General features: G+C 72.4%; 18 protein-coding genes and 2 pseudogenes. 12 read left to right on the top strand and 8 right to left on the bottom strand.

All coding sequences use genetic code 11. The features are described from left to right. Positions 1-3: 3 nt before the first annotated feature. A pseudogene (locus tag C8250_RS43875) lies at positions 4-204 on the top strand (MFS transporter); the annotation flags it as partial. Here C8250_RS43875 and C8250_RS33375 read toward each other — a convergent pair. From C8250_RS33375 to C8250_RS43865, 5 genes are all read right to left on the bottom strand, one after another. Continuing rightward, positions 204-749 (bottom strand): hypothetical protein, encoded by a 546-nt coding sequence (locus tag C8250_RS33375; protein WP_138355729.1) that lies wholly within the window; start codon positions 747-749, stop codon positions 204-206. The pseudogene C8250_RS43875 and the gene C8250_RS33375 sit on opposite strands and share 1 nt — an antisense overlap. 121 nt (positions 750-870) lie before the next feature. Beyond that, the gene (locus C8250_RS33370) at positions 871-1,227 is read right to left on the bottom strand and encodes a chorismate mutase (protein ID WP_138355728.1); all 357 of its coding nucleotides are present in this window, start codon (positions 1,225-1,227) and stop codon (positions 871-873) included. A 21-nt stretch (positions 1,228-1,248) separates the two neighbouring features. Further along, positions 1,249-1,929: a GntR family transcriptional regulator gene (locus C8250_RS33365; protein WP_138355727.1), complete on the bottom strand. Its 681-nt coding sequence runs from the start codon at positions 1,927-1,929 to the stop codon at positions 1,249-1,251. A 136-nt stretch (positions 1,930-2,065) separates the two neighbouring features. After that, a complete protein-coding gene (locus tag C8250_RS43870) occupies positions 2,066-2,458 on the bottom strand; it encodes a hypothetical protein (protein WP_244809510.1) in 393 nt (130 codons plus the stop codon). Further along, a complete protein-coding gene (locus C8250_RS43865) occupies positions 2,425-2,571 on the bottom strand; it encodes a hypothetical protein (protein WP_244809891.1) in 147 nt (48 codons plus the stop codon). Before C8250_RS43865 ends, C8250_RS43870 begins: the two co-directional genes overlap by 34 nt. Positions 2,572-2,688: 117 nt before the next feature. Between C8250_RS43865 and C8250_RS33355 the strand changes: the two are divergent. The 4 genes and pseudogenes from C8250_RS33355 to C8250_RS33340 form a co-directional block, all read left to right on the top strand. Beyond that, a pseudogene (locus C8250_RS33355) lies at positions 2,689-3,072 on the top strand (4Fe-4S binding protein); the annotation flags it as partial. A gap of 6 nt (positions 3,073-3,078) precedes the next feature. Then, entirely contained in the window at positions 3,079-3,927 is an 849-nt protein-coding gene (fdhD, locus tag C8250_RS33350) for a formate dehydrogenase accessory sulfurtransferase FdhD (RefSeq protein ID WP_138355726.1), read from the top strand. 97 nt (positions 3,928-4,024) lie between these two features. After that, on the top strand, positions 4,025-4,876 hold the full coding sequence (locus tag C8250_RS33345; protein ID WP_138355725.1) for a thioesterase family protein: 852 nt from the start codon (positions 4,025-4,027) through the stop codon (positions 4,874-4,876). Between the two features lie 8 nt (positions 4,877-4,884). Then, complete coding sequence (locus C8250_RS33340) at positions 4,885-5,256, top strand: DoxX family protein (RefSeq protein ID WP_138355724.1); 372 nt, start codon at positions 4,885-4,887, stop codon at positions 5,254-5,256. 12 nt (positions 5,257-5,268) lie between these two features. Here the strand turns inward: C8250_RS33340 and C8250_RS33335 are convergent, their stop codons facing one another. After that, positions 5,269-6,309, bottom strand: a complete 1,041-nt coding sequence (locus tag C8250_RS33335; RefSeq protein WP_138355723.1) for a bile acid:sodium symporter family protein — start codon at positions 6,307-6,309, stop codon at positions 5,269-5,271. Positions 6,310-6,441: 132 nt separating this feature from the next. On the opposite strand from C8250_RS33335, the gene C8250_RS33330 reads away from it, so the two are divergent. After that, on the top strand, positions 6,442-7,323 hold the full coding sequence (locus C8250_RS33330) for a LysR substrate-binding domain-containing protein (protein ID WP_138355722.1): 882 nt from the start codon (positions 6,442-6,444) through the stop codon (positions 7,321-7,323). A 27-nt stretch (positions 7,324-7,350) separates the two neighbouring features. Here C8250_RS33330 and C8250_RS33325 read toward each other — a convergent pair whose 3' ends face one another. Further along, positions 7,351-7,602 carry an Lrp/AsnC ligand binding domain-containing protein gene (locus tag C8250_RS33325; RefSeq protein ID WP_138355721.1) on the bottom strand — a complete coding sequence of 84 codons (252 nt, stop codon included), beginning with the start codon at positions 7,600-7,602 and terminating at the stop codon, positions 7,351-7,353. Positions 7,603-7,664: 62 nt separating this feature from the next. Between C8250_RS33325 and C8250_RS33320 the strand changes: the two genes are divergently transcribed. From C8250_RS33320 to C8250_RS33295, 6 genes are all read left to right on the top strand, one after another. Then, positions 7,665-7,880, top strand: coding sequence for a hypothetical protein (locus C8250_RS33320; RefSeq protein ID WP_138355720.1), 216 nt, complete (start codon positions 7,665-7,667; stop codon positions 7,878-7,880). A 214-nt stretch (positions 7,881-8,094) separates the two neighbouring features. Further along, entirely contained in the window at positions 8,095-9,918 is a 1,824-nt protein-coding gene (locus tag C8250_RS33315; RefSeq protein ID WP_138355719.1) for an AMP-dependent synthetase/ligase, read from the top strand. A gap of 148 nt (positions 9,919-10,066) precedes the next feature. Then, entirely contained in the window at positions 10,067-11,311 is a 1,245-nt protein-coding gene (locus C8250_RS33310; RefSeq protein WP_138355718.1) for an ABC transporter substrate-binding protein, read from the top strand. A gap of 78 nt (positions 11,312-11,389) precedes the next feature. Further along, positions 11,390-14,146, top strand: a complete 2,757-nt coding sequence (locus C8250_RS33305; protein WP_138355717.1) for an ATP-binding cassette domain-containing protein — start codon at positions 11,390-11,392, stop codon at positions 14,144-14,146. After that, entirely contained in the window at positions 14,136-14,909 is a 774-nt protein-coding gene (locus C8250_RS33300) for an ABC transporter ATP-binding protein (protein ID WP_244809509.1), read from the top strand. Before C8250_RS33305 ends, C8250_RS33300 begins: the two co-directional genes overlap by 11 nt. Before the next feature lie 166 nt (positions 14,910-15,075). Next, a complete protein-coding gene (locus tag C8250_RS33295; RefSeq protein ID WP_138355769.1) occupies positions 15,076-15,861 on the top strand; it encodes an aldo/keto reductase in 786 nt (261 codons plus the stop codon). Between the two features lie 72 nt (positions 15,862-15,933). Here the strand turns inward: C8250_RS33295 and C8250_RS33290 are convergent, their stop codons facing one another. Next, positions 15,934-16,629 (bottom strand): hypothetical protein, encoded by a 696-nt coding sequence (locus C8250_RS33290; protein WP_138355715.1) that lies wholly within the window; start codon positions 16,627-16,629, stop codon positions 15,934-15,936. Between the last annotated feature and the right edge of the window lie 17 nt (positions 16,630-16,646).

Genomic DNA, 16,646 nt, shown 5'->3' with positions numbered 1-16,646 from the left:
CCGCAGTTCGGCGTGATCTGGTCCGGGAACACGCACAGCGAGTGGCTCTTCCTGGTCTTCGCCTTCCTGTCGGGCTTCGGCGGCGGGGCGTTCTACCCGGTGTTCGCGGCGCTGACCCCGGACTACTTCGGGGAGAACGACAACGCCTCCAACAACGGGCTGTTCCACAGCGGGCAGCTGGTCAGCGGAGTGTTCGGTGGTGGTCATTTCACGGCCGCGGTGACCGCGATGATCCCCACTCCGATCGCGACCTCGCCGGTGCCCGCCAGGAAGGCGGCAGGCCAGCTCCGGCCGCCGCGGCGGCCGGTCAGCACACCCCAGCCCAGCAGCATCGCGGCGTTCACCACGAGCGCTGCGTACACCGCCGTGTACGCGGTCAGCGGTGTGCCGGCGGCGAGCAGCAGCAGCGCGGCCGTGGGCAGGACGGACGCGAGCAGGGGCCACTCCCCCGCCAGCCCGGTGACCAGGTCGTAGAGGACCCGGCGGGGCGGACGGCCCGGTGTTCCCACGCTGTGCACATGGGCGTGCATGGCCGCTGCCGCCAGCGCGGTCATGACGATCCACAGGGCGTCGTCGACCGGGTGCGGGTCGAGCCGGGTGTCCATGACGATCAGCAGCGCGCTGGCCAGGATGGTGCCGTAGACGCCGCCCGCCTGCCGGTTCCGGCGCCCGCCCAAGGGGACGGTGCGTGCCCGGTGCCGCCCCCTGGCCCGGCGGGGGGCCGCCGCGACTGCCTGGTACCCCAGCATGTGGTCATCTCCGTCCGGTCGGCGTCGAAAGCCCAGCCTGGACGGTTTGTCCCGTTCCGGCCTCGTACTTTCGGACGATTTCCGGGACGGGGAGCAGCGGGGAATGTCCAGGAGCGACCGGTCAGACCTCGGTGGTCCCGTCGCTCTCGGCGGAGCGGCCGGCGATCACTTTGTGGTGGCGCACGACCTCGCCGATGATGAAGTTCAGCATCTTCTCGGCGAAGGCCGGGTCCAGCCGGGCGTCCTCGGCCAGCTTGCGCAGCCGGGCGATCTGGGCGGCCTCGCGGGCCGGGTCGGCCGGCGGCAGGTCGTGGGCGGCCTTCAGCTCGCCCACCTGCTGGGTGCACTTGAACCGCTCGGCGAGCAGGTGCACCAGGGCCGCGTCGAGATTGTCGATACTCCCGCGCAGATACAGCAGTCGCGTCCTGACGTCCTCGTCGGCGACGAAGGCGCCCGCGGCGGTCGGCTGCTCGCTCATGTCTTCTCTCGCGTTCCTGGGTCAGGCCGTGTCGGGGCGCTGGTGGTACGAGGTGCGGGTGTGCTCGGTGTGGACGCGCATGACGTGCTGGGCGCGGACCTCGTCGCGGGCGGCGATCGCGTCTATCAACTCGCGGTGCTCGTGCCAGGACTGGATGCCGCGGGTGCGCGCGATGGGGGTGTAGTACCAGCGGACCCGGCGGTCGACCTGAGCCGCTAGCTCGGCCAGTACGGCGTTGCCCGCGAGGGTCATAACGTAGGCGTGGAACGCGGCGTTGGCGGCGGCGACGGCGTCGACCTCGTCGTCCGCCACCGCCTGCTCGCCCTCCTCGCACAGCTCGACGAGTCGGGTGAGCCCCTTGGCCGGGGCGTTGGCCGCGGCGAGCCGCGCCGCCTCGGTCTCCAGGAGGGCGCGGACGACCAGCAGTTGGTCTGCCTCGTCCTCGGTGGGCTCGTGCACGAAGGCGCCCTGGGCGGGGCGCAGGTTCACCCAGCCCTCGGTGTTGAGCCGCTGCAGCGCCTCGCGTACGGGCTGCCGGGAGACGCCGAGGTGGCTGGCGAGTTCGGTCTCGACGAGGTGCTGGCCGGGGCGCAGGGTGCGGGCGGTGATGAGTTCGAGCAGGGCGTCGTACACGCGCTCGCGCAGCGGGCCGGGGCGTTCCAGCTTGGGTACCGCCCCCTGCGGCAGTCCTGTGGACAGCATCGCCCCACCCTCCTGAGCGGCTCGCACCTGACGTACGGGCCCGGCGAATTGGTTTTCGTCTACAGTCTACTGAGTACATCCTGTGGATGCGGGGAACCCGCGGTGACGCTCTCCACCTCGGCGATTCCGCCCCCACCTACCGTGGCAGCGGGAGCAGTTCGACGCGTCCGGCCCCTGCATCGTCCGTCGGCGGCAGAACCGCGAGGGCGTCTGCGGCGGCCGCGCCCCAGAGGAGCCCGGGGCGGTCGTGGCCGACGGGGGTCGCGCGGCCTGAGACGACGGTGACCGGCAGCAGCCGGGTCTCGTGCGGGCGCCGGCGGACGGGAGCGGTGAGCACCCCGTGCTCGGGCGGCCGCGGGATGCGGCCGTCGGGCAGGTACGTGGGCTGTTCCGCGATGCCGCCGAGCCAGTCGACGTGCCCGGGCAGGAGCGGGCCGAGCGCGTCGCGGACCCGGCCGGCCGGCGGGATTCCGTGCCGGACCACCTCGTCCCCGGTCACCAGCAGGGGGACGCGCGGCCTGCGGTGCACGGTGGGGTGTCGCAGCCGACGCTCGCGGCGAGGCCCAGCGCGGCCGGGATGACGAGCGTTCCGGCCGGGAGCACTTCGCGGCCCTCGGCACACTCCTCGCCGCGGCGCCGGATGTGCCGGCCCGGCTCGGCCGCAGCCGCTCACCGACTCGCCGGTCCGCCGCGCCCGCTCGTACGGCAGGACGGCGGTCGTACCGGGCAGCACCTGGGCGCCGGTCGCGATCTCGACGGGACGCGTGCGGCGAGCAGTGGCAGAACTCCTTCGCGATCGCGGTCGCAGGCCGCGGCTTCGACTCCCACATCGCGGTCGAGCACGAGGCGCCGCTCACCGAATCGGCCTGTGTGTACTGCGGCAACTGCATCGAGGTCTGCTCCACCGGGGCGCTCTCCTTCAGGACCGAATTCGACATGCGCGCGGCCGGCACCTGGGACGAGGAGTCCCGGACCGAGGCGACGACGATCTGCGCCTACTGCGGGGTGGGGTGCAATCCGACCCTTCACGTCCAGGAGAACGAGATGGTCAAGGTGACCTCGCCGCACGACAACCCGGTCACCCATGGCAACCTCTGTATCAAGGGCCGATTCGGCTTCCAGCATGTACAGAACCGGGACTGATCAGCTATGGGACGGGTCACCGAGCGCCGCCGCGTACTCCGCATCAGGGACGGCGTCGCAGGACACCGCGCCGACACCCTGGTGGCGGAGGAGCCACTGGAGATCCGGCTGAACGGCAAGGCGCTGGCCATCACCATGCGCACCCCGGGCGACGACTTCGCACTCGCCGTGGGGTTCCTGGCGAGTGAGGGCGTCATCGGTCGGGCCGACGAGATCGCGAACATCGTGTACTGCGCGGGTGCGACGGTGGACGGCTCGAACACCTACAACATCGTCGACGTCCGGCTCGCCGAGGGCGTGACCGTCCCCGACATCACGTTGGAGCGGAACGTCTACACCACGTCCTCGTGCGGCCTGTGCGGCAAGGCCAGCCTGGACGCCGTGCGCACCAACGCCCTCTGGAAGATCGACGACACTCCCCCGGTCCGTATCGGCACGGATCTGCTGGCTGTCCTCCCCGACCGGCTCAGGGCCGCCCAGCAGGTCTTCGAGCGGACCGGGGGGCTGCACGCGGCGGCGCTCTTCACGGCGGACGGGGAGATGGTGGACGTCCGGGAGGACGTCGGCCGGCACAACGCCGTCGACAAGCTCGTCGGCCGGGCCCTGCAGCAGGATCTGCTGCCGCTCTCCGAGTCGATCCTGCTGGTCTCCGGCCGGGCGTCCTTCGAGCTGGCCCAGAAGGCGGTGATGGCCGGTATCCCGGTGCTGGCCGCGGTCTCCGCGCCGTCGTCGCTGGCGGTGGACCTGGCGGCCGAGTCGGGGCTGACCCTCGTCGGGTTCCTGCGCGGCTCCTCCATGAACGTGTACTCGGGTGAGCACCGGATCATCCTGCGGACCGCGGCCGACGGAAGCTGAGGCCGTCCGCGCACACGGGCGGGGACCGGCCGGCGGGGTGCGCCCCCTGCGCCGGCCGGTCCCCGCCGCACCGTAGGGCTGTCGTACGCTGCGCGGTGTGACAGACCGTGAGACTGATCAGGGGTACGAATTCGACCGCGGGACCGCTGTGGTGGCGCGGTCCGGGGAGCCGTCCGTCTTCGATGCCGAGCTCGACGGCGGCTGGCGGATCGGCAAGGGGATCAACGGCGGCCTGCTGCTGGCGCTCGCGGCCCGCGCCCTGGCCACCGAACTCGGCGGCGGGGAGGACGGGCACAGCGACCCGTTCTCCATCACTGCCTACTACCTTTCCACGTCGACCGCGGGTCCGGCGGAACTGCGCACCGAGACCCTGCGGCGCGGCCGCACCGTCTCCACGGGCACCGTCTCGCTGCTGCAGGGCGGCGAGGAGCGGCTGCGGGCCATCGCCACGTACGGCGATCTGGACCGCCACGCGGCCGGCGACATCCGCACTACCGCCACTCCCCCGAACCTTCCGCCGCCCGAGAAGTGCGTCGGCGCCGAACTGGCGCCGCCGTCCTTCGTCGAGCAGGCGGAGCTGCTCAGCCGGCTCGATCTGCGACTCGACCCGGACACCGTCGGCTGGGCGATGGGCGCACCGTCCGGCCGGGGCGTCATCCGGGGCTGGCTGCGGATGCCGGACGGGCGCGAGCCCGACCCGCTGCTGCTGCTTCTGGCAGCGGACGCGCTGCCCCCGACCACCTTCGACCTGGGCATCGGCGGCTGGGCCCCGACCCTGGAACTGACCGTGCACGTACGGGCGAAGCCCGCCCCGGGCTGGCTGCGCATCGTCCACTCGACGCGCAACTTCGCGGACGGCTACATGGAGGAGGACGCCGAAGTGTGGGACTCCTCGGGGCGGTTGGTCGCCCAGTCCAGACAACTCGCCCGCGTCCGCACCCAGCGCTAGGGGATCCGGTGTTCACGCTGAGCGTGGTGCTGACGGCCCTGCTGCTGTGCGAGGTCGTCCCCTCCGCGGTCGTCGCGCTGTTCCGTGCGAGAGTCGGCCTCGCCCGGCTCGATGAACTGACCCGGCTGGGTGTGCTCCAGGGGCGGTTCCTGTGGGTCGTGTCCCTGCTGGGTGTGCTGCATCTGTTCGCCACGGTCGCGGTGATCATCGGCCTGTGGGTTCCGGCGCTCGGGGTGGCGGGCGCCGCCGTCGAAGTGGGCATCTTCGGCTGGGTGCTGTCGCGTCAGCTCCGGGCGGGCGACCGGGGGCGCGCGCTGGGCGCGTATCTGCTCTTCCTGGCGATGGCCCTGGCGGTGCTGGTCGTGAACCTCCTGCGCTGACCGCGCGGGCTCCTACGACGGATCGGGCCCACTCGAATGTGACATCTCCAGGGGACGGGTCACGGCGACCGGAACCTGAACCTGATCGGCGGTCCGCCGCGCCCAGCGTTTGGCGATCACCGCGCAGACCATCAGCTGCATCTGGTGGAAGAGCATCAGCGGCAGGATCGTCAGGCCCGCCTGCGCGCCGAACAGCACGGTGGCCATCGGCAGTCCCGACGCCAGGCTCTTCTTCGATCCGGCGAAGACGATGGTGACGCGGTCCGCGCGGTCGAAGCCGAGCCGGCGGGCGCCGTACGACGTCAGGGCTCGCATCACCGCGAGGAGCACGGCCTCCACGACGAGCAGTTCCAGCAGCCGCACGGGAGTGACCTGGTGCCAGATGCCCTGGGCCATCCCCGCGCTGAACGCCGTGTAGACGACCAGCAGGATCGAACCCCGGTCGACGTGGCCGAGGGCCTTCTTGTGCCGGGTCAGGAAGCCGGTGGTCCAGCGGCGCAGCAACTGCCCGGCGAGGAACGGCGCGAGGAGCCGCAGTACGAGGTCGAGCACCGAGTCCGCCGAGACCCCGCCACCGCCACCGAGCAGCAGAGCGGCCAGCAGCGGGGTCAGGAAGACGCCGATGAGGCTGGAGAACGAGCCCGCGCAGATGGCGGCGGCCACGTTGCCACGGGCGATGGAGGTGAAGGCGATCGACGACTGGATGGTGGAGGGAAGCAGGCACAGGAAGAGCAGCCCGGTGTACAGCTGCGGCGACAGGGCGAACGGAACGAGGCCGCGGGCGGCCAGTCCGAGCAGCGGGAAGACCGCGAAGGTGCAGGCGAGCACGGTCAGGTGCAGGCGCCAGTGCTTGAGGCCGTCGAGGGCCTCGCGGGTCGACAGCCGGGCGCCGTAGAGGAAGAAGAGGAGCGCCACCGCCGCATCGGTCGCGCCGCCCGCGGCGGTGGCGGCGCCGCCGGTGGCGGGCAGCAGCGCTGCGAGCAGGACGGTGCCGAGGAGTGCCGCGATGAACGGATCGACCGGGAGCCAGGCGGGGTACGTGGGGCGGCGCATTGCTCCTGCTTCGTGGGGCGGCCCGCGCCCTCGGGGCGGGCGGGTTGCCTCTCCAGCCTCCTCCTGATCATGGCGATCGGGAATCCCTCTGGCCACTCTGACTGTTATCACGTTCCGCGATAACCTGGCGGAGTGTACGACCCCGCGCAGTTGAAGACATTCCTGACCGTCGCGCAGACCCTGAGCTTCACGCAGGCCGCCCGGCGGCTGGGCCTGCGGCAGTCCACCGTGAGCCAGCAGGTGCGGCGGCTGGAGGAGGCCACCGGGCGCCGGCTCTTCTCCCGCGACACCCACAGCGTCGGCCTGACCGAGGACGGCGAGGCCATGCTCGGCTTCGCCCGCACCATCCTGGAGGCGAACGAACGGGCCGCCGGCTGGTTCGCGGGCACCCGGCTGCGCGGGCGGCTGCGCTTCGGCGTCTCGGAGGATCTGGCGACGCCGCGGCTGCCGGAGATCCTGGAGCGGTTCCGCGGTGACCACCCCGAGGTGGACCTCGAACTGACCGTGGAGCTCTCCGGCACCCTGCGCGAGCGGCTGGGGGCCGGCCATCTGGACCTGGTGCTCGCCAAGCGGCTCGGCGAGGGCGGGCCGGGGCAGCTCGTCTGGCGCGACAAGCTGGTGTGGATCGCCGCCGAGGGCCGGCGGCTGCGGCTGGATCCCGACCGGCCGGTGCCGCTGATCGTCTATCCGCCGCCCGGCATCACGCGGGCCCGCGCCCTGGACGTCCTCGGCCGGCAGGGCCGCGCCTGGCGGATCACCTGCACCAGCCGCTCCCTGAGCGGGCTGACCGCCGCGGCCCTCGCGGGGCTCGGCGTGATGGTGCACGCCCAGGGGCTCATCCCGCCGGGCCTGGCCCCCGTCCCGGCCCGGGCGGGCCTGCCGGAGCTCGGCGGCGTCGAGTTCGTCCTGCTGCACGGCCGGCGCCGCGGTTCTGCCCCGGACGCGGCCGACGCCGCGGACGCACTCGCCGCCGCGATCCTGGCGGCGGGCGACCGGCTGCACCGGGCCGTGTGAGCTCTTCAGGCCGGGAGGACGGCCGACTCAGCGCCGCCGCTCCTCGTACGCCCAGGTGCTTGACGCGGCGCAGCGTGGGCGCGGTCTCGACGTGCTGGACGCCGTCGAGCGCTCCGATCTTCTTGCTGAGCGGTAGAGGTGCGCGGTGTCGCGGCACAGGGCGGCGGCGAAGAGGTTCGACGAGCCGGTGGTCGCGCAGGCGAAGGCGACCTCGCTGTGCTCGGAGAGCGCCTGGCCGACGGCGGACAGGGCGGAGGGCCGCACGGTGAGCCAGAGCACGGCGTGCGCTCGTCACGGCCGCGCTGGGCGGCAGGTTCCTGCACGGCGCCCCGTACCGGCTGGTGATCGGGATCGGGCTGGTGCTGATCGGGCTGGGCGCGTTCGGCCAGAGCCCGCTGGACGCCGGCTCAGGCTGGGCCTCGCTCAGCGCCGTGCTGCTCCTCGTGAAGACCCCCGCGGCCCGGCCCGTGGTGCCCGCTCCGGCGGGCGAGGGAGCGGCTTACGGGACGGAATCGGGGTCCCTCCCCGCTCCGGCTTCCGCTGTAGAGCGGCGGTAACCGGTTGGCGCAGATTTGGTGGAGATCGGCGGGGCCGGACAACCTTCGGGGGTCCGGCCCTCGGTCGTACTCCCTTGCGACAACCGGGAACCAGTGCCCTACCAGCACAGATGTCCGAAAGTACTGGTGCGGACCAAGCCCTCCCGCCCGGTCGGCGGATCAGGTAGCTTACGGGCCGCCCGCCGGACAGGCCCAGCGGCTCGAGGAGCACCAGTTGCGCGAGTTCACCGTTCCCCCGATGGCCACGGCGCCCCAGGTCGGAGGACTGGCGGACGCGGTGTTCAACAACGCTGCCGACCACCCGGACCAGGTGGTGCTCGGCCGCAGGGTGGACGGGCACTGGCAGGACGTGACCGCGCTCGAGTTCCGCGACGAGGTCGTGGCCGTCGCGAAGGGCCTGCTCGCCAACGGGGTGCGCTTCGGCGACCGCGTCGCGATCATGTCCCGCACCCGCTACGAGTGGACCGTCTTCGACTTCGCGCTGTGGACCATCGGCGCCCAGCCGGTCCCCGTATACCCGACGTCCTCCCTCGACCAGGTGCGCTGGATGCTGCACGACTCGGGCGCGGTCGCCTGCGTCGTGGAGCACGAGGACCACGCGATGACGATCGGTGCCGCCGTCGACGAGCTGCCGCAGCTGAGCCGGCTGTGGCAGCTCGACGCCGGCTGTGTCGAGGAGCTCGCCGCGGCGGGCACCCACATCGGCGACGAGGTGATCGACCGGCACCGGCTCGCGGTCACCCCGGACGCGACGGCCACCATCATCTACACCTCGGGCACCACCGGCCGGCCCAAGGGCTGCGTCCTGAGCCACGGCAACTTCATGGCCGAGGCGGACAACGTGGTGGCCCGCTGGGAGACGGTCTTCGCGAACAAGCCGGGCGAGGAGCCGTCCACCCTGCTCTTCCTGCCGCTCGCGCACGTCTTCGGGCGGATGGTGGAGGTGGCGTGCGTCCGGCACCGGATCCGGCTCGGGCACCAGCCGAGCATGACCGCCGCCGACCTGCTGCCGGACCTGGCCGTCTTCCGGCCGACGTTCGTCCTGGCCGTCCCCTACGTCTTCGAGAAGGTCTTCCAGGCGGCGCGCCGCAAGGCGGAGGCGGACGGCAAGCTCGGCCCGTTCGACAAGTCGGTGGAGATCGCCGTGCGGTACGCGGAGGCCGTGGAGGCCAAGGCGTTCGGCACCGGCCACGGCCCGAGCGCGGCCCTGCGGATGCAGCACCAGATCTACGACAAGCTCGTCTTCAGCAAGGTGCGGGACGCGCTCGGCGGCCGGGTGCGGCACGCGATCTCCGGCGGCTCGGCGATGGAGCGCCGGCTCGGGCTGTTCTTCAGCGGCGCGGGAGTGACGATCTACGAGGGCTACGGCCTCACCGAGACCACCGCCGCCGCCACCGCCAACCCGCCCGAGCAGACCCGCTTCGGCACGGTGGGCCAGCCGGTGCCGGGCACTACCGTGCACATCGCGGAGGACGGCGAGATCTGGCTGAGCGGCGGCCAGATCTTCCAGGGGTATCTGAACAACCCGCGGGCCACCTCCGAGGTGCTCGGCGACGGCTGGCTGGCGACCGGCGACATCGGCGCACTCGACGAGGAGGGCTATCTGACCATCACCGGCCGCAAGAAGGAGATCCTGGTCACCAGCGGCGGCAAGAGCGTCTCGCCGAGCGGTCTGGAGGACCGGGTTCGGTCCCATCCGCTGATCGCGCAGTGCGTGGCGGTCGGCAACAACCGGCCGTTCATCGCCGCGCTGGTGACACTCGACCCGGACGCCGTCGGACACTGGCTGACGATGCGCGGCAAGCCGCGGCTGCCGGACGAGGAACTGGTCCACGACCCGGATCTGGAGACCGAGATCCGGCGGGCGGTGGTCGCCGCCAACACCCTGGTCTCACAGGCCGAGTCGATCCGTACGTTCCGGATCCTGGCCGCCCAGTTCTCCGAGGAGCGCGGGCTGCTGACGCCGTCGCTGAAGCTGAAGCGCAAGGCGATCGAGAAGGCGTTCCCGGAGGAGATCGAGGCGCTCTACCGGGGCTGACGCCACCCGGACCGGGAACCGACCGGGAGCCGGTCGGAGAGCGGATCCACATCTGATGGATCGTCACATGATGTTGGATTATTCATTGACGGACCGTCAGGTCGACCGCAGAATGCAGGAACTCATCCGGCCCCGGAGGGATCCTGACGTGTCGCGACCGATCCGCTTCCTCGCCGCAGCCGCGGCCTCGCTGCTGCTCGCCACCGCCTGCAACTCCGCCTCCCCGCAGGACAAGGCCGGCGCGTCCGCCCGGGGTGTCACCGCTGACTCGATCACCGTCGGCGGCATCGTCTCCAAGACCTCGTCGAGCGGGTACAGCAAGGCCGACACCGATCTCGGGGCCAAGGCCCGCTTCCAGCGCGCCAACGACGAGGGCGGCGTCAACGGGCGGAAGATCGACTACCTGGGCGCGGAGGACGACGGGCAGGACCCCAGCCGCAACCTGGCCGCCGCCCGCAAGCTCGTCCAGCAGGACAAGGTCTTCTCGGTCGTGCCGATGAGCTCGGTCACCTTCTCCGGCGCCGACTTCCTGCAGCAGCAGAAGGTGCCGGTCTTCGGCTGGGGCACGCTGCCCGCCTTCTGCGGCCCCGCCACCACCTACGGCTTCAACGGCTGCCTGGTCCCGAGCCCCGGCGGCACCATCACCCAGTCCTGGCCCGAGAGCCTGGCCCAGGCGCTCGGCGGCGCCAAGGACCGGAGCGTGGCGCTGATCGCCGCCGACAGCGACGCGGGCAAGTTCGGCATCAGGACGTACACCCAGGGCTTCACGGCCGCCGGCTTCAAGGTCACGTACGCCAAGGCCTCGGTCCCGGCCGCCGCCGCGCCGAGCGACTGGTCCGCGTACACCGGGGAGATCCTGAAGAGCAACGGCGGCAAGGCGCCGAACGCGGTCGTCTCCGTGATGCAGACCCCGCAGAACATCGGCCTGTTCACCGCCCTCAAGCGGGCCGGGTTCCACGGCGCGCTCTCCGACCCGACCGACTACGACCCCGGGCTGCTCGCCAAGGCCACCACCGCGCAGGCGCTCGACGGCGTCTACGTCCTGGTGCAGTTCGAGCCCTTCGAGTCGACGAGCCCGGCCATCGCGCAGTTCCTCAAGGACGTCCGGAAGGTCGGCGGCGCGGATGTCCGCCCCAACCTCCATATGATGACCGGCTATCTGTCGGCCGACCTCTTCCTGGCCATCGCGAAGAAGACGGGCCGGGACCTGACCACCGCCACCTTCCAGAAGGCGGCCGACAGCTTCTCGGACACCGGCAGCCCGGCGGGCGAGCGGAGCTTCCCCAAGGGACACACCCAGGGCTTCGGCTGCGGCAGCCTGGTGCGGCTCAAGGGCGGGACGTACGAGGTCGCCGTGCCGTTCAAGTGCTACCCCGCCATCCCGTTCACGTAGGGGACAGGTGCTGGGCCTGCCCTGCACCCCCTCCTCAGGTAGTCACGTAGTGATGAACGACCGCGGAAGGCAGTGGCCATGGGAGACCTGCTGGGTTTCGTACTGAGCGGCCTGGTGTCGGGGGCGCTCTACGCGCTGCTGGCGACGGGACTCGTCCTGTCGTACTCCGCCTCGGGCCTGTTCAACTTCGCGCACGGCGCGACCGCGTACCTGTGCGCGCTGGGCTACTACGAACTGCACTCCGGTTTCGGCTGGCCGGCCGTCCCCGCGGCGCTGCTGCTGGTCGTGGTCGTCGCGCCGGCCACCGGCTGGGCGCTGGACCGGGCGATGTTCCGGAAGCTGGCGAAGGCCGGAGAGACCGCGCAGATCGTGGCGACCATCGGGCTGCTCGTCGCGCTGCCGGCGGCCGGGCTGTGGGCCGTGGAACTCCTGCGGGACGCGGGGGTCTCGGTACAGCCCGCCGAGAACCAGTTCGGACTGCCGGGCGTCGGGCCCAGTCCGGCGAGGTCCTGGCAGCTCATGGACGGGGTAGGCGTCGACTCCGACCAGCTGATCACCTGGATCACCACAGCGGTCGTCGCGCTCGGTCTGTGGGTGCTGCTCCGGCACACCACGCTCGGCCTGCGGCTGCGCGCGGCCGTCGACAACCGGTCGCTGACCGAGCTGCGCGGGATCAGCGCGGACCGGCTGTCGTCGATCGCCTGGATGCTGTCGTCGGCGCTGGCCGGACTCGCCGGGGTGCTCGCCACCCCGCTGCTCGGCCTGTCCGCGCACGACTACACGCTCTTCCTCTTCGTGTCCGCGACGGCCGCCGTCCTCGGCCGCTTCGCGTCGGTCCCGCTCGCCTTCGCCGGCGGCCTCGCGCTCGGCGTCCTGCAGAACCTTGCCGCCGGATACGCCTCCTTCGCGGACCGGATCACCGGATTCCGCACCGCCGTTCCGTTCTTCCTGCTCTTCGCGGGACTGCTGCTGATGGCCCGCCGGCAGCGCGCGGCGGGCACGGCCGCGGCGGACGTCACCACCCCCGACTATCTGGCGGGGGCGTCCTGGGCGCGGCGCTGGGGGCCCTGGGCGGCGGCCGCCGCGCTGCTCGCCCTCGCCTTCTACACCGTCACCACCCCGTTCTGGAGCGGTCTGCTGACCCAAGGGCTGGCGATCTCCCTGGTGTTCGTCTCGTTCACGCTGGTCACCGGGCTCGGCGCGATGGTGAGTCTCGCGCAGGCGACGTTCGTGACCGGCGCCGCGCTGGTGGCCGGGCTGCTGATGAGCCACGGCTGGCCGTTCGTCGCGGCGGCGGCCGTCGGGACCTGTGTCGCGGCGGTGCTCGGCGCGCTGGTGGCGCTGCCCGCGCTGCGGCTGGGCGGCCGGAGCCTCGCGCTCGCCACCCTCGCGCTGGCCTTCCTCGCCGACCAGGTGCTGTTCCAGCTGGGCCGGCTGCGCAACGGCGACGCGGGCTGGTCGGTCCCGCGCCCCGTCCTGGGCCCGGTCGACCTCGCCGACGACCGGGCGATGGGCGTCGCCCTGATCGTGCTGCTGTCGGCGGTCGTCGCGGCGCTCAGCGCGCTGCGCGGCTCGGCGACCGGCCGCGCGATCCTCGCGGTACGGTCGGCGCCCGCCGCCGCCATGGCGTCCGGGATCTCGGTGGTCCGCACGAAGCTGGTGCTCTTCGCCCTGTCCGCGGGGCTCGCCGGCTTCGGCGGCGTCATGTACGCCTCCTACAACACCCGCATCACCGCGACGGACTTCACCGCGCTGACCGGTCTGGTCTGGCTGGCGGTGGTCGTCGCCGCCGGGTTGCGGAGACCGCAGTTCGCGGTGGTCGCCGGGCTGGTCTTCGCGATCGTCCCGCATCTCTTCCAGACCTACGTCACCGACTCCGCGCACCTGCCGGTCATCCTCTTCGGCCTGGCCGGACTCGCCCTCGCCAACGACCCCGACGGCTACTGCGCGGCGGTCTCCGTGCGGCTGCGCAGACGGCGGGCGGAGGGAGCGGCACGGATCGAGCGGACCACGGCAGACCTTCCCTCGCCCACACCGCGCCGTCCGCTCGCAGCGGCCCCCGCCACCTCCCGGCCGCCCGCGCTCGAACTGCGCGGCGTGCACGCGGGATACGACGGGGCCTCCGTCCTGCACGGGGTGGACCTGACCGTCCGGCCCGGTGAGATCCTGGCGCTGCTGGGTCCCAACGGGGCGGGCAAGAGCACCGTCTGCCGGGTCGCCGCCGGGATCCTCCAACCCGCGCACGGCACCGTACTGACGCACGGCAGGGACGGCACCCGCGAGGGTCCGGTGCGGCGCTCCCGCGACGGAGTCCTGCTCGCGCCCGAGGGCCGCGGGATCTTCCCCGCGCTGACCATCGAGGAGAACCTGACGCTGTATCTGCCCGGCCGGACCGCGCGCGGGCAGGTCTACGAACGCTTCCCGCAGCTCGCGGCGCGGCGCGGGGTCCTCGCCGGGTCGCTGTCGGGCGGCGAGCAGCAGATGCTGGCGCTGGCCCCGCTGCTGCAGCGGCCGCCGAAGGTCCTGATCGCCGACGAACCCTCGCTGGGGCTCGCCCCGCGCGTCGTCGACGAGGTCTTCGCCGTACTCACCGAACTGCGCGCTGCGGGCACCGCGCTGCTGCTCGTCGAGGAGAAGGCGGCGGAGGTGCTGGGTCTCGCCGACACCGTCGCGTATCTGTCGTCCGGCCGGGTGTCGTGGTGCGGCCCGCGCGCGGAGGTGGAGACGGACCGGCTGACCGAGGCGTACCTCGGCATCGCGGCCCCGGCGGGCACCGGGCCGGGCGGAAGGACCGATGTGGACGTCGACGGGGAGGTGGCCGGCCGTGACCGGTGAGGTGCTGCGGGCGGACGGCATCGGCGTGCGGTTCGGCGGCGTCCGCGCCCTGGACGGGGTCGGCCTCGGCGTTCGCGCGGGCGAGGTGTGCGGGCTGATCGGCCCGAACGGCGCGGGGAAGACCACGTTCTTCGACGCCGTGTCCGGCATCCGCCGCCCCGACGAGGGCCGGGTGCTGCTGGACGGCCGGGACATCACCGGCCGCTCCCCGGTCTGGCGCGCCCGGCACGGGCTGCGCCGCACGTTCCAGCGCCAGCAGCTGTTCGGGCAGCTCACGGTCACCGACAATCTCGTCGTCGCCCAGGAGTGGGACGGCGGCGGAGGGGGTCTCGCGGCCGATCTGGTGTCGGCGCCGTCCCGGCGGTCGCGGGAACGGACCCGCCGGTCCCGGGCCGAGCAGGTGCTGCGCCAGTGCGGTCTGTACGACCTGCGGTCGGTGTACGCGGGAACGCTCCCGGTGGGCCAGGCCCGGATGGTCGAGGTCGCCCGCGCGCTGGCGGACCCGCCCCGGGTCCTGCTGCTGGACGAGCCCGCCTCGGGGATGTCGGGCGCGGAGCGCGAGCAGCTGGCCGATGTCGTACGGCGGCTCGCCGGGCAGGAGGGGTGCGCGGTGCTGCTCGTCGAGCACAATGTGGCCTTCGTGATGGAGCTGTGCGCCCGGGTCGTCGTCCTGGATCTCGGCACGGTGCTCGCGCAGGGCAGCCCCGCTCAGGTGAGGGCCGATCCGGCGGTACGGGACGCCTATCTGGGGACGACCGCCTGACCGGCGGGTCCGCAGGTGGCTCCGGCGATCCCGGCAACGTTTACGGAGAACGGGAATGGAGGTCCGGAGGACATGGTTGGACCAGGAACCCCCATGAACGTCAACGTTAGGATCGCCGCTCGTGAGCAGCAAGGTCCCCTTCATCACCCTCAACAACGGCGTCCGGATGCCGCAGCTCGGTTTCGGTGTCTGGCAGGTGCCGGACGACGAGGCCACGGCCGCTGTCACCACCGCGCTGGAGGCCGGGTACCGCAGCATCGACACCGCCGCGATCTACGGCAACGAGGAGGGCACCGGTAGGGCGATCGCCACCTCCGGTGTGCCGCGCGAAGAACTCTTCATCACGACGAAGCTGTGGAACAACGCGCACGGATTCGACCAGGCCCTGGCGGCCTTCGACGACTCGCTGGCCAAGCTGGGCCTCGACTACGTCGACCTCTACCTGATCCACTGGCCGACGCCGGCCCGCGATCTGTACGCCGACACGTGGCGCGCCCTGGAGAAGATCCAGGCGGACGGTCGCGCCAGGACCATTGGCGTCTCCAACTTCGGCCCCGCGCAGCTGCGCCGCGTCCTGGACGAGGGTTCGATCGTCCCGGCCGTCAACCAGGTCGAGCTGCACCCGGACTTCGCCCAGGCCCCGCTGCGCGCCGTCCATGCCGAGCACGGCATCGCCACCGAGGCGTGGTCGCCGCTCGGCCAGGGCAAGGGTCTGCTGGACGAACCGGTGATCGGCACGATCGCGCAGCGGCTCGGCCGCACCCCGGCCCAGGTCGTGCTGCGCTGGCACCTGCAGATCGGCAATGTCGTGATCCCCAAGTCCGTGACGCCGTCCCGGATCAAGGAGAACATCGACGTGTTCGACTTCGAGCTGACCGACGCCGACATGGCGGCCCTCGCCGGTCTCGACGCGGGCAACCGCATCGGCCCGGACCCCGAGACGGTCAACTGACCGCATGCTCCGATGGCCGCACCCGTTCGGGTGCCGCCATCGTCATGTCCGGTTCAGGTGCAGGAGCGGGGGCTACAGCGTGAACGTCTCTCCCGCCCGATAGGACCGGACGGTCGTCGCCTCACCCGCGCGCACCAGGTGGACGCGCCCGAGGCCGGAGACCGCGCAGCGCGCGCCGTCCACCGTGAGCAGCGTGTTCTCGTCGATGGCGACGCCCACCGCGACATCGCCGCGGGCCACCGTCTCGACGAGGCGGGCCAGCGTTCCCCACTGGGCCGCGTGGGCCTCGACGGTGCACCGCACGAGGCCGAGCCCGGGCCGCAGGGTGATCTCGTCGAGGTCCTCGGCGGTCTCCTCCGGGCAGACCGGGATCCCGTCCGAGAGCCAGCCGCCGACCAGCGCCAGGTCCGCGGCGACGGCCGCGCCCGCCGAGAATCCCGCGTACGGGACCGAGCCCAGCAGGCCGGCGTGCGCGGCGACGACGTCGCCGTAGGCGGGGGTCAGGCCGCCGCAGACCAGCACCGCGGCCGCCCCGTCCAGCGCGGCGGGGTCCAGCTCGCCGCCGGGCGGCACGAGGACGGGGTAGGGCCGGCAGGGCGCCACGTCCCGCAGCACCGCCTCGTACCGGCCGAAGTCGGCCGCCCCGACGCCCTCGTCGATCAGCAGACAGGCCACCACCGGGTCGGGGCCCGCCGCGGCGAGGAAGGGCCCGTACACCAGGGGCGCGGCCGCTTCGTCCCAGCCGCCGCCGATCAGATACGTCTCCATCCGGCCGAGTCTGCCGC

Origin of the sequence: Streptomyces sp. So13.3 (assembly GCF_005860785.2) — a bacterium.
Taxonomy (GTDB): domain Bacteria; phylum Actinomycetota; class Actinomycetes; order Streptomycetales; family Streptomycetaceae; genus Actinacidiphila; species Actinacidiphila fildesensis.
This window is presented reverse-complemented; position numbering and strand designations above follow the sequence as displayed.